Below are 15,298 nucleotides of genomic sequence, written 5' to 3'. Positions count from 1 at the left end.
TGGCCTGAGGCATCACCGGGTCAATCTCATTTAAGGGAGAGCGGTCTAGAGCTGGCAAGTCAGGGAGCTGGAGAGGAGCTGTCAGCAAGCGCGGCCGCTCTACTGTGTCGTTGCTTTCTGCTGTTGCATCTTCGAAATCTGAGAGCCGAACAGCTTCAGCGTCGTCAAAGGCCTGTCGCGGCTGCCCAGGTTGAGGCATGCTGGGGGCTGACATGACAGCCTCACCCGGCGGGGATGCGGCGCGGGGAAGGGCTGTGTCCGGTTCTTCGTCGGCCTCAGTGCCCGTGTCTTTGCGGCGGGTGGAAGCTGAGCGGGCTTCCTTACTGTGCCCAGCGCGACTGGCCCGCGCTTTCAGGCGGGTAGGGGCTGGAGTGGCCGGTACCGCCGCGTTGGAGACGGCTGGTGTTGGTGCTGGGGCCACCGTCTCGCTGGCTGTTTCGGTGGTCTGCCCTTCAGCCGCAAGATTCTGGTCTGGGTGGTGATCGTCCCAACTCTCCATGCGGTGCAGCGGAATCATAGAGGCGCTGACCTCGCCGCTGGCCTCCAGTTCTGCGTAGCGGTTCAGGCGAGCAAGAATGCTCTGCGACTGCTCGGCTGGAATGGGAGCCGCAGGTTTGACCTCTTTCTCTTCTACCGAGGGCGCGGCTGGACGCGGCAGCACCACTGGACGTGGCCGACGGGGCAGGCGCACCGGGATATCGCTATTGGTGGCCCGCAGCAGGGCTTCCAGTTCGCGGCGTTCCTGCTCGTGAGCCGCGCGCACATCAGCAGGTAAGGGAGACAGCAGAGGCGGTGGTTCTTCAGCTGGGATCGCTGAATCACTGCTGGGCTCGGCGGTGGCTGCCGTTTGCGAGAGGTTCTGAGCGTCTTGTGTCGTGACTTGGGATTCTTCCACAGCAGGCAACTGGGCTTCAGGAAGAGAAAGCTGTGAGTGCGCTGGCTCTGCAACTGTGGCCGTCACTGGCAGCGCCACTGGGATGCTTGGGGCTTCTCTCTCAGGCGTCAGCGGTGCAGAAGCAGGCGGTTGAGCCTGAGGCCTGTTTGCCGCTGGGGTTGTAGAGGGTTCGGCCAAGGCAGAGCGGCTCTCCGGTAGAGCGACTGGCTCGGCCGGAGAGATTGCTGGAAGCAGAGGCGCCGACGGAGAGAGAACAGGCGGTTGGGCAGCTTCAGCCAGATCACCCTGGTCGCGGGGCTGAAGAGTCTCCAGCTGTTGATTGAGGGCCAGGGTTTCTGCGAAAGACAGTGCGCGGCGGGGGGCTGGTGACGTGGCTGGTGTCTCGGCTGGCTCCGCTGACCAGGGGGCAGGAGGCATGCCCTGAACGGGCGGTGACGTGAGCAGGCCGGCCTCTAGCGCCTCTTGGGTGTCTCCATATGGGTCTTGCTGTTCGCTCTCCCAGACAGGATCACTTGGAAACGCTTCGGGAGCCTTTACTGGTGGCACTGCTACGTCAGGAGTTCGCGGGACAGGTTCACTCTGGAAAGACAGCCTCTCTGCCAGACGGTTGGCCGGCGAAGGTGCTGGCGGTGCAGGTGCAACGGGCGCCAGCACTGGCTCTGCAGGCGTAGGTGGCATCGTCACCAGGCGAGCGACGACACGGCGCGGCGCAGAAACACTCACAGGCGGAGTGACCCTGCCGGTTGGTAGAGCCGGCCAGGGCAACGCCGGAGCGGTGGGCCGCGCCGGGATATCCTGTTGAGTGACGGCCATGCGGGAAGCGTGTTTTAATCGGCGGAGCCGGTCGTCGAAGATGCTCACAAAACTCCTTTCCATCGTGCGCCGCTGGACAGGAGAATGCCGGTCGCAGCGGCGGGTGTTAGCGGCTGAGTTGCAGGAAACCGGCGTGGGCCAGTTCCAGGGTCTCTACGGCCACCGCGTCACCTGTGCCGGCAAATTGAGGCCCACTCCACTTCACGGGATAAGCCTGAAGGAATTCAAAGCGCACCAGCACATCACCCTTGGCCTGGTAGACGATGACGGTAACATTGCGGGTGTCTAAGTAACCGTTGACGATGTCCAGGTACCATTCCAGCAGCTGCTGCCCGGCTACGACCCCGCGTTTCAGCGTCAGGTTCCCCATTTTGGACCGCACTGGAAGGCGCATAACCCGGTCATTCACACCACCTTCAATGTGGTCCATGGTCTCAGTTTCTATCTGAAGCCCACTGACCTCACTGAACGCTGCATGTTCAATGCCGTCTATAGCGACGTGGTAGCGGTGGTTGGCTAGGATGCCATAGGAGGATTTCTGGGGTGTGGTGGGCGTCGGCGTTGCCATGCCAAAGTTGCCAGAGACAGTCACAGGACCGGCCGAAATACGGGCGTTCCCGCTAACTCCAGACGGACCAGCGCGGACACTGGCGGCGACCCTGATGCTCATGGTTGTCCTCCTGTGCGGCGGGCACGCTCAAGCCGCAAATCCTCTAAGAGCAGCGCGTACACCCGCCGCGCCACTTCTTCGAGGTCCAAGCCGGGTGTTGGCGCCGCTGCACGGGTCCCCACCGCGACCGTGGCCCCTCCAGGGGATGGCTGGGGCGCTCCGCTCATGCGGGACTGAGCTCCTGGGTCAGGTCAAGTTCCAGAAGCGCTCCGCAGTGAGGACACTCGGTTTCCAGCGTGTTGTCCGTAGGCAGTACAGTTGGAGTGGGTGCCGACCAGCTGACAGGGTGCACGGTGTTCAGATGAGCGTAGAGTGCCTGAAGATGGGCAAAGTCAGCGGCGGGCAGCACCGCTAGAACTTCAGGTGTGACAGGCGAAAATGGCCCCAGACGCGTGACCACGCGGGCCAGCAGAAGCAGGCTATAGTAGGCCTCGTTCTGCTGCACGCGGGCGTCGCCCAGGGGTTCGATCTCGTCCAGGGCAGTGGCCAGACGCATTACGCCGCTGCGGTGAACCTGCCCGTCGGACGTAAACAGTCCGACGGGCAGCATGAAGGGAAGCTCGTTCACGCTTCAGTCACAGGAAGTGGCCTTAGCCACCAACCGGCACGCGCTTGTAGCCCTCGTGCGTGATGGTCAGTTCCTCAATTGCCACTTCGTTGCTCTTGGCGTCGTAGGTAGGCCCGTTCAGTTTGCTGGGCCAGGCTCGCTCGAATGTCCAGGCCGCGATGGGTTGGCCGGATTGGTTATGCAGGGTAATGGTGCCGCTGCGGCGGGCCTCGTCCATCTTGCCCTCTTCTACTTGTTGGCGCCAAGTCCACATATCCATGTCGTCGGTGATGCCGCGCTTAAGTACAATGTCGTTGTACTTCATGGTGCCAGCCTCACGAATAAGGACGGGACGACCCTTTTCATCGGTAGCACGGTATTCTACTGTTGTAGATTCGCTACCTAAACCAGTGCATTCGCGGAAAGCCCCAACGACTTTGTTATCGAACTGTACGCTGAAGTAGGCGGCTACCAGGGGATCTTTACGAGTGGTTGGTGCGGTCATGACTGTACCTCCAAAGAGAAATGGGAAGAGACGTTAGGCTTGCGGTCAGGACAGGCGTAGTGTAACGCGCCTGTCCATAAACCTGTCTTTACTGTCCGCCGCCGGCGTACTGACTGAAGCGGAAGACGATGAATTCGGCGGGTTTCACGGGGGCCAGACCAATTTCAACTTGCAGGACACCACGGTCACGCAGGTCGTCAGGGTTCAGTTCCTTGTCGCACTTCACGTAGAACGCTTCACGCGGGGTGCTGCCAAACAGGGCGCCGTCACGCCATACGCTGTTCAAGAAAGAGTTGATGTCGCGGCGAATGCGGAACCACAGGTTCTCGTCGTTGGGTTCGAAAACGGCCCACTGGGTGCCACGCTCGATGCTCTTTTCGACGTAGTTGAACAGGCGGCGCACAGGTACGTAGCGCCACTGGGCATTGCTGGACAGCGTCCGGGCGCCCCAGACACGCACGCCCATGCCAGGGAACTCGCGGATGCAGTTCACACCGATGGGGTTCAGGATGTCCTGCTCGCTCTTGGTGACCTGAATGGCGGGCCCCAGAATGCCGCGCACGACTTCGTTCGCTGGCGCCTTGTGAACGCCGCGTTCCACGTCACTGCGGGCGTAAATTCCCGCCACAAAGCCGCTGGGCGGCACCATCATCGGCGAGCCATCTGGCCCTTCAATCCGGACCCAGGGGTAGTACATTGCGGCGTAGCTGGAGTCGAAGTTGGTGTCCACATTGCGCCACTTCACCGCCTGCTGGGGGGTCAGGTCCGGCAGGGTGTCGAGCAGGGCGATGCGATTGGCGTTGCGCTCACAGTGGTCAATCAGGGCGCGCTGCACGGCCTTGACACCGTCGGCGTTAATCATGCCGGCCTGGTAGGCGCTCATGAGGTCAGGCACAGCAATCATGCTGACTTCCTCGGCGATTTCCAGGCTCTCGATCCCACTGCGGCTGTCCACGCTGCCCACGAAGTCCTGGCCTTTCATCTCACGGCGCTGCTCAATGAGGTTGCTGTCGGCCTGCAGCACGTAGCTGCCCAGTTCTGGGGCGCGCTCAACCAGTGGGCCAGTGGCGCTGGCCTCTTCGATAGTAATCAGGGTGCTTTCCTTGTTCACGACCTCAGCCACAGTGCGCGTGTGCTTTTTGCCAATCGAGACGTTGGGGAACGTCTCGGTGACGTCGTTGCGCGTGACTTTCAGGGTGAACAGGCCGTCTGGCCCTTCTTCGGGGTCCTGGGGGCCCTTGCCGTCCTTGGGCTTGGCGTCCTGCGGCTTGATGGGGTCGGGCGCCAGGACCTCAATCTGAATGTCGCTCTGGCGGCCATCTTTGGCCACGATGCTCAGGCTGGGCACCGCTTTGCTGGCCCGGCTGGGCAGTTGCAGTGGACGCGCCGCCTCGACAGTGCGCTTGCCTGCGCTGTCGCCCTGCTGAGGGACCAGGCGCACGACGTAGCAGCGCGTGCCGCCGTTGTTGAAAAAGGCGTACACACTCTGGGCCAGGTAGGCGCCTTCCATGAAGGGGCTGCGCCGGCCGTTGGCGTCCAGGGTGCCGAAGATTTCGGTGAACTGCTGCCAGTTGGCCACAAACACAGGCGTGTTGGCCGGACCGTTGGGGGCAAAGCCCACAAAAGCCGCCGTGGTGGTGCTGATGCCCTCAATGGGCCTCGGTCCACTCTGGGATTCTTCGATATAAACGCCTGGGGACAAGTATTCAGCCATGGATTCCTCCGGGAAACATGCAGGGGTTAGCAGCACCTCGGCCTCAGTAGGCTAGTGTGCAGAAAACACTGATAGCCTCCACCATGCCAGATGTAGACGCACATGTAAACCGCAAGTCAGCAGACATGCGGCTCCGGGGGGGCTTATACTGACCAGTCACTCACGCGAGCAATCGCTCAATCTCTAATGAATACTGTTTCAGGACAAACGCCAGCCATGACAAATCTCACAGTTTTTGCTGTTCAAACCGCCGGAACTTGGCATTTGCCAGGAGCTGACCTGTGATCGCTGATGTCCAGCAGGGTCTCAAAGAACTCGTCTATACCGAAGCGGCCTTACCCCGAGATGCCCTGGATATCCGCTTTGCGGCGCCCACCCCCAATTGGGTGTCTGGTCTGACTCGCCCCACCCTGAACTTCTTTATGTATGACCTGCGGGAAAATGCCGCCCTGCGTTCCATGGAGTTCAGCCAGACCCAGGTGCGTGGCGGCGTGCAGCGCACGCTGGCGGCCCGCCGCATTGACCTGCGGTTTCTGGTGACGGTGTTTTTCAAAGCGCAGTTGGACGAACTGGGGCGCGACGAGTGGAATGTGCTGTGGCGGGTGCTGGCAGCCCTGATGCGTCAGGGCGACTGGGACGACTCGTATCTTCCTGACGAGGCGCGGCGCCTGGACGTCGGGATTTTGGGCAGCGTCGGCCCAGCCGAGGGCACTCAGAGCGTGTTCAGTAGCCTGGGCCAATCGGTGCGGCCCCACCTGAACTACACCGTGACGGTGCCGCTGGACCTGAATGTGAGCAGTCTGTCGCCGCTGGTCCTGGAGCGCGACCTGCGGTTTTACTCTGGCGTGGGCGAGAATGCTGTGCCTGTCAGTGCGCGCCGCCGGTCCAGCTGGCAACTGCGCGACGCCGAGGGACTGCCGCTGGCCGACGCCCTGGTGAGGACGAACGGCGGGGCGCGCGCGTTCAGTGACGCGCGCGGCATCGTTCATCTGGACGTTCTCCGTGAAGAGGTGGGCCGTCTGGATATTCTGACGCTGGACGGACGCCAGCTGACCCTGAGTCCCGAGACGGCTCAGGCGCAACTGCACCTAGAGGAGACCTCATGAGCCGCCCCGACCTAACCTGGTGCCCACAGAGGCCCGCCGCATGACCAAGTCCAGCCTGGCGCTGCAAAACACGGATGTGCTGGGCACTGGCGTCGCTTTTCCTGTAAGCATGAACGCGCGCGGACAGCTCAGCATGATTTCCGGCGAGCGGGCCGTGACCCAGGCCATCCTGACCCTGCTGATGACGGCGCGTGGCCAGCGCGTGATGAGGCCCGAATACGGCTGCCGCATTCACGAACTGGTGTTTGCACCTGGCGACGCCACCACGCTGGGGCTGGCGTCGTATTACGTGGACGAGGCGCTGCGAACCTGGGAGCCGCGCATCGAGGTCGAGAACGTGCAGGCCCGGCTTGATCCATCGGACAGTGCCCGCATCATCATTGAGCTGATTTACCGTTTCAAAGGAATCCCTGAACCCCGGTCGCTGGTGTTTCCCTTTTACCGCACCCCCTAAAGCCCCCCCTTCCCGGAGACTCTGCCTTGCCTCTACCCACCGTGAACCTGGACGACCGCCGCTTCGACGACATCATGGACGAGGCGCGGCGCCTTATTCCGCAGTTTTGCCCCGAATGGACCGACCACAACGCTTCGGACCCCGGGATGGCGATCCTAGAGGTCTTCGCCTGGATGACCGACCTGCTGCTGTACCGGGTCAACCAGGTGCCGGACAAGCTGCTGATTGCTTTTCTGGACATGATCGGCGTGCAGCTGGCCCCGCCCCGCGCGTCGGGGGCGCCGGTGACCTTTTATCTGAGTGCGCCGCAAGACACCGCCCTGAGCATTGCCGCTGGCACCGAGGTCGCCACGCTGCGCACCGAGGTCAACGAGGCCATCGTGTTCTCGACCGAGCGCGCCGCCCTGATTCGGCCGCCGACCCTGCGCGGGCTATACACCGCCAACACATTGGCGCAGGTGCGGCTGGACACCGAGGGGCAGGGCGGAGAAGGGCAAGGCGAGGCCACGCCGCACGACCTGGCGCAGCTGGGGCTGCCGGGCCACCGCTTTCCCATCTTTCAGTCGCAGCCGCGCCCCGGTGACGCGCTGTTTATTCAGCTGGAAGGCGACCACAGCGAGCACGTGCTGGCCCTGAGCTTCGGCGTGGAATTGGCCGGGGGCGCTGGGGTCAACCCCAACCACCCGCCCTACGTCTGGGAAGCGTGGCAAGGTGGGGTCAGCCGCTGGGCGACCTGTGAAATTGAATATGACGGGACCCAGGCGTTTAACGTCTCGGGCGAGTTGATTTTGCGGGTGCCGACCATGCGGGAAGGCACCTTTTTCGAACAAAACGGGTACTGGCTGCGCTGCCGCCTGACCAACGAGCAGATGCACGCTGGGTACAAGGTCAGCCCCGACCTCGAAACCCTGCGGCTGGACGCACGCGGCATCACGGTGTCGGCGCGGCACGCCACCAACGTCTCTAATGAACTGCTGGGCCAGAGCAGCGGCGCGCCAGGCCAGCGCTTCCGGCTGCTTCACGGCCCCGTACTCCACCTTGACCCTGAGCGCGATGTGCTAGAGGTCACCACCATTGAGGGCGACGCCGCGCTGTATATGCCGGTGCCGGACTTTTCGACCTCGGTGCCCGATGACCGTCATTTCACCCTGGACGCGACCACCGGCGAGGTGGCTTTTGGGCCCAGCGTTCTGCAAGCCGACGGCAGCGTGTACCGCTTTGGCGCGGTGCCACCGCAGGGGTCAACCATCCGTATGCGGCGCTACCAATATGGTGGAGGCGCAGGCGGCAACGTGCCGGCGCGCGCCCTGAGCGTTCTGAAATCCAGCGTACCTTACGTGGCGCGGGTGACCAACCATGCCCCGGCTGCCGGTGGCCGCAATGGCCAGTTGCTAGAAGACGCGGTGCAGCGCGTGCCATACCTGCTTCGCCTGCGCAACCGCGCCGTAACGGCCGACGACTATGAATTGCTGGCGGCCCAGGTGCCCGGCGTGGCCCGCGCCCGCTGCGTCACGCCGAATATGGCGGTGCCAGGCCAGACCTATCCGGGCCAGATTCGCGCGCTGCAGGTGCCGGCCGGGCAGGTCACGCTGGCGCTGCTGCCGCAGGTGTCGTTTGACGACCTGATTGCCCTGGACGACGTGAGCGCCGATCCCCTGTCGCCGCTGACCAGCCGCATTGCCCCCGAACGCCTGACCCTGAGCGCCGAGCTGCGCGGGGCGGTGCAGGAGGAGCTGGATCTGCGCCGCCCGGTGGGCACCACCCTGGACTTGCGTGCGCCGCAATACGTGTGGGTGAGTGTGACCGCCACCCTGCGTGCCGCTGCTGGGGCCAGCCGCCCGGTGCGTGAGGACGTGCGCCGCCGCGCTATGCAGGCGCTGTACGGGTATCTCAATCCCTTTACGGGCGGCCCCGACGGCAAGGGCTGGCCCTTTGGCCGCACCTTGAGTCTGAGCGAGTTGTACGGCCTGCTGCGCGGCGTGCCCGGTGTGGAGGTCGCGGAAGACGTGCAGGTGGTCCTGACCGAACCGGGCCAGCCCGAGAGCCGTGAAACGATTACCGGCAGCCTGCCGCTGCCCCCCCAGGCACTGATCGTCTCGGACGTGCATCACGTGCGGGTGGACCACTAATGGCCCAGTTGCAGGTGCGGCAGCGGGGTGAAGTGCTGCGGGTGGTGGTGCTCAGCCGTCAGTTGTCTATCGGCCGCACCCCGGACAACGGCCTCCCGCTGCGCGACCCCAGCGTCGCCATTCGTCACGCGGAAATTACCGCCGAAAGCGGCGCGCTGCTGCTGACGGACCTGACGGGCGGCGAAGCCGTGACCTTCGTGAACGGGCACCGCCTGGCGCCCAACCAGCCTCACCGCCTGGAGCAGGGCGACGAGATTCAGATCGGGCCCTTCACTCTGTCGTTTCTGGCAGATGTCACGGCGGCGGTTACCCCCACGCCCTCCAGTGGCCGCGTGGACGTGCAGGGCGAACTTAGGGCGCGCCCGGCCCGGTCACCCCTGCCCACCTTTCCGGCGGAGCAGCCCCCCCGCGACGGCGCGGCGCTCTATACCGAATTCCTGCCACCCTTCTTTCAGGAATCCGAGTTTCTGGGGCGCTATCTCAAGATCTTCGAGGCCCTCTGGGAGCCGATGCAGCGCCGGCAGGACAGCATCGAACTGCACTTTGACCCCCGGGTGGCGCCGCCGCAGGTCTTGGGTTGGATGGCCGGCTGGCTGGGCATTCCCCTGGACCCCCACTGGCCGGAGGGCCGCCAGCGCGCCTGGCTGCGCGAGGCCATTACGCTTTACCGCTGGCGCGGCACCCGCTACGGCCTGACCCGCGCGCTGGAAACGGTGTACGGCCTGACTCCCGTGCTGCGCGAGGACACCGCCCAGCCGCATACCCTAACCTTGCAACTCCTCGATTCGCCCGACGGCGAAGACACCGCCAGCCGTGAGGCGATCACGCAGTTCATCTTCATGCATGCCCCTGCGCACGTCCGTGTCACCGTAGAGTTTGTGGAGCCTTCCCCGCCCACCTCTCCCACTTCCGACGCCGCGCCCCCGCGTGACGATTCGGCCACAGGACGCCGCGCATGACTGACACCAAGATTTTTCACCACTATCAGCTGGGCCGCCTGCTCGGCGGCGGCTGGCTGGGTTCTGTATACGCCGCCACCGACCTCGACGAGAACCGCGAGGTCGCGCTGCGTATTCTGGACGACGCCAGCAGCGGCCAGTCGTTTCTCATCATGCAGCTCGAACGGCTGCTGCTCAAAGTCACCTCGCTGCGCCACGCGCACATCCTGCCCACCGAGATGCTCCAGCAGCGCGACCACCGCGCCTTCTACGCCATGGAGCTGGGCCGCCAGGGCAGCGCGCGCCAGCTGCTGCAAAGCCAGGCGCGCGCTGCCCAGCCGCTGCCTATTGTCACCGCCACCGAGCTGATTCGGCAGGCAGCGGCCGGCCTGGCCCACGCGCACGGCCAGGGCCTGATGCACGGCAACCTCAAGCCCGAGAACCTGATTTTGCAGCCGGGCCGCGCCTTGCTGGGGCAGACCGGCTACGTCACCCAGCTGAGCGACTTTGGCCTGGCCGAGCTGCGCGCCGGCAGTTACGGCACCCATGACCGCGCGGTCGTGGGTGCCCTGGCGTACATGAGCCCCGAGCAGTGCCGGGGCGTGCGCAATGAACTGCGCACCGACCTGTACGCCCTGGGCCTGATCTTGTACGAACTCGTGACGGGCATGGTGCCCTTTGAAATCCGGGACGCCGCCGACGCCCTGGAAAAACACCAGCACGTCGCGCCGCGCCAGCCCAGCCGCCTGCGTCCCGAGATGCCGCCGGCGCTCGAAGAAATCATTCTGACCTGCCTGGCCAAGGACCCGGACGACCGCTACCCCCACGCCCAGGCCCTGGAAGCGGCGCTGCAAGAGGTGCTCAACGCCCTGATGCCCGGCGGCCCTGAGCCGACCCTGCGCTTAAGCGCGCTGCCGGTGCTGCCGCCGCCGCCCAGGCTGGACGGCGTGCAGCCAGCCGCCAATATGCAGCTGCTGGTGTTCAGCGAACGCCATGAGCTGGAGCGCGCCCTGCCCGTCACCAGTCCCACCCTGACGATAGGCCGCGCGCCCGACAACGCCGTGGTTCTGGAGCATGTGGGCGTCAGCCGCCATCACCTGAATGTGGAGTTTAGCGGCGGTCAGGCGCATGTCACCGAACTGACCGCCACCAACGGCACCGTCATGGACGGTCTGCCCCTGACACCCATGACCCGCCTGCGCTGGCCTGTACGGACGCCGCTGTATCTGCGGCCCTACTGGCTGGTGCTGGTCGAGCCGCAGTCGGCCGCGCCGCGCCCCCGCATCGTGGTCAAGCCGGAGCGCGACCGCATTCAGCTCTCGCCCGGCATGCCCTATGAACTGGACATTATGCTGGCCAACACTGGCCGCACGGTGGACCACTTCCGGGTCAGCCTGGACGGCATTCCGCCCGAGTGGGTCCGGGACGCCCACGGCGAGGTGCAGCTGAATCCCGGCATGCAGGGGCAGACCAGTCTGACCATCCTGGCTCCGCGCGACAGCCGCAGCCGCGCTGGCGTCTACGACGTCAAGGTGCTGGCCCGCTCGCGCGAAAACCCGGCCGAGTCGGGGTCGGCGCCCATGACCATCGAGGTTCTGCCGTTCCACGACCTGACGGCCACCCTGCTGCCGGCTGTGCGGCGCACCTGGCGGCGCACGACCTATGTGCTGCGCGTGGAGAACAAGGGCAACACGCCTCAGCAGGCGCTGACCAAACTGCTGGACCATGAGGGTCAGGTCGTAGCGGTGCCGCGCCCACAGGACCTCCTGAACACCAACATTCCCCAGCTGCCCATGATGGGCATGGGCCGGGGCATTGACCCCACCCTCCTGGCCCAGGAAGCGGCGCGGCAGGCCCAGCAGCAGGCCCGCACCGCTGCGGCGACGGCTGTCCAGCGCGTCCTGGGGGGCCGGGGCCGCATTCGCCTGGACGGGCTGCCGGCCATGTTGACGCTAGAGCCGGGTCAGTCGCAGGAAGAAACCCTGAAGGTGCAGGTGCCCCTGCGCTGGTTCGGCACCAGCTCGCAGCACGAGATGCGCGTGGACCTCTACAGCGTGCCTGAAGCGGAAGACGCGCCGGTTCACCTGCTAACCCAGGCGCGGGCCACCCTGCACCACAACCCGCTGATTCCACTGTGGCTGATTCCTATTCTGCTGCTGCTGCTGGGCATCCTGATCTGGTGGCTTACGCGGCCACCCCTCATTACCCAATTTGCGCTGAGTGGCAGCGACACGGCGGTGCGTCCGGGGCAGCCCTTTACGCTGCGCTGGGACACCTCCAACGCTCGCCGGATCAGTATCTTGGAGCTGGGGGCTGATGGGCAGAACCTGCCGGCCGATGGGACCTTCCAGGTCAAGAAGGGGATTGCCAAGGACCAGCGCTATACCCTGGTGGCCCGCTCGCTGATCGGCCGCCGCGCTGAGAAATTCGAGGTGGTGCAGGCGCGGTTTGACCGTCCTGTCATTGAGCAATTTGATGTGAACCCGCCGCGTGTGGCCGGCAACCAGAAGGTCACCGTGACCTGGAAGGTCCGCAACGCCGAGCAGGTGACCATCACCGAACTGGGCAAAGTGCCTGCCAGCGGCAAGCGTACGTTCATCCCTGACAAAGACGTGACCCTCTCTCTCACGGCGCAGAACGGAACCGAACGCGAATCCGACACCCGCACTGTGAGTGTGCTGGGGCCAGAGGTTGAACTGTTCGAGATCAAGCCTGCGGAAATCCAGAAGGGCGAGAGCGCAGTGCTGAGTTGGGACATCCGCAACGCCACGACGGTCACCATTGACGGCCTCGGCACCGTGCCCGTAAAGGGCAACCGGACCGTGACGCCCAAGGAAAGCACCACCTACACCGTGACTGCAGTCGGTGGCGGCAACCTGACCAAGAGTGCCAATGCCCGCTTGGACATCACCTCGCCTAAGCCGGAATTCACCGAGTTTACGGTGACGCCGAATCCGGTGCGCTCGGACGGCCAGGTCACGATTAACTGGAAGACCAAGAATGCCAGCGCTGTGAACGTGAATGCAGGCGATAGCGCCCAGGACAGTGGTCCGGAAGGCAGCCTCATCAAGAGTGTGCCTGAAAAAGCATCGAGCTTGACTGTGACCTTGACAGCCCGCAACGATGCAGGTGACCAGGTGCCGGTGAGTCAACGGGTCGAAATTACTTTTGTTGATGCGGAGGCCGAAGAGGCCGCCAGGCTTGAAAAGGAACGTCAGGAGCGTGAGCGGCAGGCCGACGCTGCTGAGAAAGCCAACATCCAGAAAATCACCTTCACAGCTGAACCCAAAGAGATTCTGGGCGAGGGCGACGTGACCGTGACCTGGAACGCGCCCGGCTGGACCTACGTGACGGTGGCGCCGCTGAAAGGGCCGATCAATAACAAGTTTGAGGCCCAGGGCAGCGAAACCGACGAGAAGCTGAACAAGACCCGTATCTACACCCTGATTCTGCCGCTCCGAAACGGCAAGCTGCTGAAACTGAACCGCACCGTGACCGTCAAGCCGCGTCCTGCTGAGATTCGGGACTTCAGCGCGTCCAGCACCAGTCTGGCTGCACCGGGTCCAGTGACATTGAAGTGGAACGTCGCCAACGCGAGTGCCGTGCGGATTGCGGGTCTGGCTGGGCCGCTCACAGGCGGCAAATGGCCAGCGAAGGGCACCACAGTGGTGAATTTGCCGCGCACGCGAACCTTCACACTCAGCGTGGGGCAACTGCAGAAGCCGCTGACGGTGAATGTCCGGCCTCTCCCCGTTACCATCAACAGCTTCACAGTGCAGCCCACGCAGATCACCGGTTCGGGCACTACCGTTCTGAACTGGGATGTAGAAAATGCCGCTGCCGTCCGTATTGACGGTGTGCGTGGCCCCAACAATGACGGCTCTTGGCCAGCAAAAGGCCGCGCCACTGTCCCTGTGAACGCCACACGCACCTTTATCCTGCGCGCCGGCGAGAGTTCTCAGAGCCAGACCGTCACGGTCAAGGCGCCGCCAACCCCGCGAATTGACAGCTTCCGGGCCTCCTCGTATTCCCTCCCGGCACCTGGGAAGGTGACGCTCAGCTGGAATGTCGCCAACGCCAGCGCCGTGCGGATTGCGGGTGTGGCTGGACCGCTGGCTGGTGGCCTCTGGAAGGCGCAGGGCAGCACGTCGCTGCAGCTCAGCAAGACCACCGTGTTTGTACTGACCTCGGGCTCACAGCAGCGCAGCATCACCGTAAATGTGACGCCGAAGACGACGGCAACCCAGCCTACTGGCACCCCGCCTTCCGATCCCGTCAAGCCGCCCGTCAATCCACCGGTCAACGTGCAACAGCCGCGCATCACCTCCTTTGTGGCCACGCCCAAGAGCGTTAAGGCTGGCACGGCCGTTACCCTCAGCTGGGGCACCATTGGCGTCAGCAGTGTGCGGATTGAAGGCGTCGAGGGCACCTTCCCAGCCAGCGGCCGCACGAAAGTCACGCCTGCCCAGACCACCCAGTATGTCCTCATTGCCACAGGAGCCAACGGTGCCCAGCTGCGCAGCAATCTGGTGACCGTCAATGTCACGGCACCCGCCAGCGCTTATGCAGACCTTGAAGGAGAGTGGGAACACCCCTTTGGCTCCTTTACGATTGTGGGGGTTAATGGGCGGCGCGCGACCGGCACCTTCACCAGTAACCGCGGTGATATTCCCGACTTGCCCATCGAACTGACCTTTACCGGAAGCTCCATTACCGCTCTATCGCCGAACCTAGAAAACTTCCGTTTCGTCGGCTCACTGGTCACTGGTCGGAAAGCGCTGGAAGGCTTCTACACTCTGCGGGGCCAGAGCGAACGCTGGTGCGCTTACCGCCCCAACACCCCCGCCCCCCAGAGTTGCCGCTAAGCAAGCTAAAGGAGGATGAGTCATGGCTCTATCAGGTGCAGGAGGACAGTTTGCCCGCGCGCAGATTGTGCCCGTCGAAGGTGAAGGCAAAAACCGGAGAAAATACGCTCCAATCAAGTGCATGTTCAACCCCAGCGAATACACCATTTCCCGCAGCATCATGTGGGAGACGGCCTCCAATGACAGCAACGATACGGGGAACAAGGTGTACAAAGGGGGCTCGCCCGCCAAGCTGACCCTGGAACTTTTCTTTGACACCTATGCATTCCGCAAGAATGCCGAAACGGTCGAGGACGTACGCAAGCACACAGAGCGCCTGTGGGAACTCACGCGGCGAGATGAAAACTCTTCGGAAACATCCAAGCAGTCTGCCGTGAAAAAGAACAGGCCCACGAAAGTGCTGTTTCAGTGGGGGGGCACCTGGCATTTCGAGGCCGTGATTCTGGATATGGAACAGAAGTTCACGCTGTTTATGCCAGACGGCACGCCGGTGCGCTCCATTATCAAGGTCACCTTTGAGCAGGCCGATAAAGCCACGGCCTTTTACGGCGAGGATGCGGGGGGCCCACGCACCGCCCACGTCAGCCGGGGGATTCGCAACACGGCGAATTCGGCTGGCTTCGTGGGCGACCTGCGCCGCACGCCTTACGGGAAAGGCTAAC

At 63.8% G+C, this 15,298-nt stretch carries 10 protein-coding genes; 6 read left to right on the top strand and 4 right to left on the bottom strand.

Annotation, left to right across the window (positions count from 1 at the left end; genetic code table 11):
* Positions 1-1,814 precede the first annotated feature (1,814 nt).
* The 4 genes from GO986_RS02755 to GO986_RS02740 all read right to left on the bottom strand — a co-directional run bounded on the left by GO986_RS02755 (position 1,815) and on the right by GO986_RS02740 (position 5,144).
* Positions 1,815-2,378 (bottom strand): phage tail protein, encoded by a 564-nt coding sequence (locus GO986_RS02755; RefSeq protein WP_232337354.1) that lies wholly within the window; start codon positions 2,376-2,378, stop codon positions 1,815-1,817.
* A gap of 163 nt (positions 2,379-2,541) precedes the next feature.
* Complete coding sequence (locus GO986_RS02750) at positions 2,542-2,946, bottom strand: hypothetical protein (RefSeq protein WP_369409102.1); 405 nt, start codon at positions 2,944-2,946, stop codon at positions 2,542-2,544.
* A 22-nt stretch (positions 2,947-2,968) separates the two neighbouring features.
* A complete protein-coding gene (locus tag GO986_RS02745) occupies positions 2,969-3,430 on the bottom strand; it encodes a phage tail protein (protein ID WP_198170365.1) in 462 nt (153 codons plus the stop codon).
* 88 nt (positions 3,431-3,518) lie between these two features.
* Positions 3,519-5,144: a phage tail sheath family protein gene (locus tag GO986_RS02740; RefSeq protein ID WP_157457668.1), complete on the bottom strand. Its 1,626-nt coding sequence runs from the start codon at positions 5,142-5,144 to the stop codon at positions 3,519-3,521.
* A gap of 281 nt (positions 5,145-5,425) precedes the next feature.
* Here GO986_RS02740 and GO986_RS02735 point away from each other — a divergent pair, with 281 nt between their 5' ends.
* Genes GO986_RS02735 through GO986_RS02710 form a run of 6 tightly spaced genes read left to right on the top strand, consistent with a single transcriptional unit; the run spans position 5,426 to position 15,297 of the window.
* Entirely contained in the window at positions 5,426-6,250 is an 825-nt protein-coding gene (locus tag GO986_RS02735) for a Pvc16 family protein (RefSeq protein WP_369409100.1), read from the top strand.
* 40 nt (positions 6,251-6,290) lie between these two features.
* Positions 6,291-6,704 (top strand): GPW/gp25 family protein, encoded by a 414-nt coding sequence (locus GO986_RS02730; RefSeq protein ID WP_157457667.1) that lies wholly within the window; start codon positions 6,291-6,293, stop codon positions 6,702-6,704.
* Between the two features lie 26 nt (positions 6,705-6,730).
* The gene (locus GO986_RS02725) at positions 6,731-8,833 is read left to right on the top strand and encodes a putative baseplate assembly protein (protein ID WP_157457666.1); all 2,103 of its coding nucleotides are present in this window, start codon (positions 6,731-6,733) and stop codon (positions 8,831-8,833) included.
* Positions 8,833-9,792 carry an FHA domain-containing protein gene (locus GO986_RS02720; RefSeq protein ID WP_157457665.1) on the top strand — a complete coding sequence of 320 codons (960 nt, stop codon included), beginning with the start codon at positions 8,833-8,835 and terminating at the stop codon, positions 9,790-9,792. The genes GO986_RS02725 and GO986_RS02720 overlap by 1 nt, the downstream gene beginning before the upstream one ends.
* Positions 9,789-14,636, top strand: coding sequence for an FHA domain-containing serine/threonine-protein kinase (locus tag GO986_RS02715; RefSeq protein ID WP_157457664.1), 4,848 nt, complete (start codon positions 9,789-9,791; stop codon positions 14,634-14,636). Before GO986_RS02720 ends, GO986_RS02715 begins: the two co-directional genes overlap by 4 nt.
* A 22-nt stretch (positions 14,637-14,658) precedes the next feature.
* Positions 14,659-15,297, top strand: a complete 639-nt coding sequence (locus tag GO986_RS02710) for a CIS tube protein (protein ID WP_224574908.1) — start codon at positions 14,659-14,661, stop codon at positions 15,295-15,297.
* The last annotated feature ends 1 nt before the right edge of the window (position 15,298 follow it).

Source organism: Deinococcus arboris (assembly GCF_009755355.1).
Taxonomy (GTDB): Bacteria; Deinococcota; Deinococci; order Deinococcales; family Deinococcaceae; genus Deinococcus; species Deinococcus betulae.
The sequence above is the reverse complement of the archived record's forward strand: the minus strand, read 5'-3'. Positions and strand labels throughout refer to the sequence as shown.

Coding starts and splice junctions, on each gene's coding strand:
- GO986_RS02755 (WP_232337354.1), bottom strand. CDS start 2,378: ATGAGCATCAGGGTCGCCGCCAGTGTCCGCGCTGGTCCGTCTGGAGTT.
- GO986_RS02745 (WP_198170365.1), bottom strand. CDS start 3,430: ATGACCGCACCAACCACTCGTAAAGATCCCCTGGTAGCCGCCTACTTC.
- GO986_RS02740 (WP_157457668.1), bottom strand. CDS start 5,144: ATGGCTGAATACTTGTCCCCAGGCGTTTATATCGAAGAATCCCAGAGT.
- GO986_RS02730 (WP_157457667.1), top strand. CDS start 6,291: ATGACCAAGTCCAGCCTGGCGCTGCAAAACACGGATGTGCTGGGCACT.
- GO986_RS02720 (WP_157457665.1), top strand. CDS start 8,833: ATGGCCCAGTTGCAGGTGCGGCAGCGGGGTGAAGTGCTGCGGGTGGTG.
- GO986_RS02715 (WP_157457664.1), top strand. CDS start 9,789: ATGACTGACACCAAGATTTTTCACCACTATCAGCTGGGCCGCCTGCTC.
- GO986_RS02710 (WP_224574908.1), top strand. CDS start 14,659: ATGGCTCTATCAGGTGCAGGAGGACAGTTTGCCCGCGCGCAGATTGTG.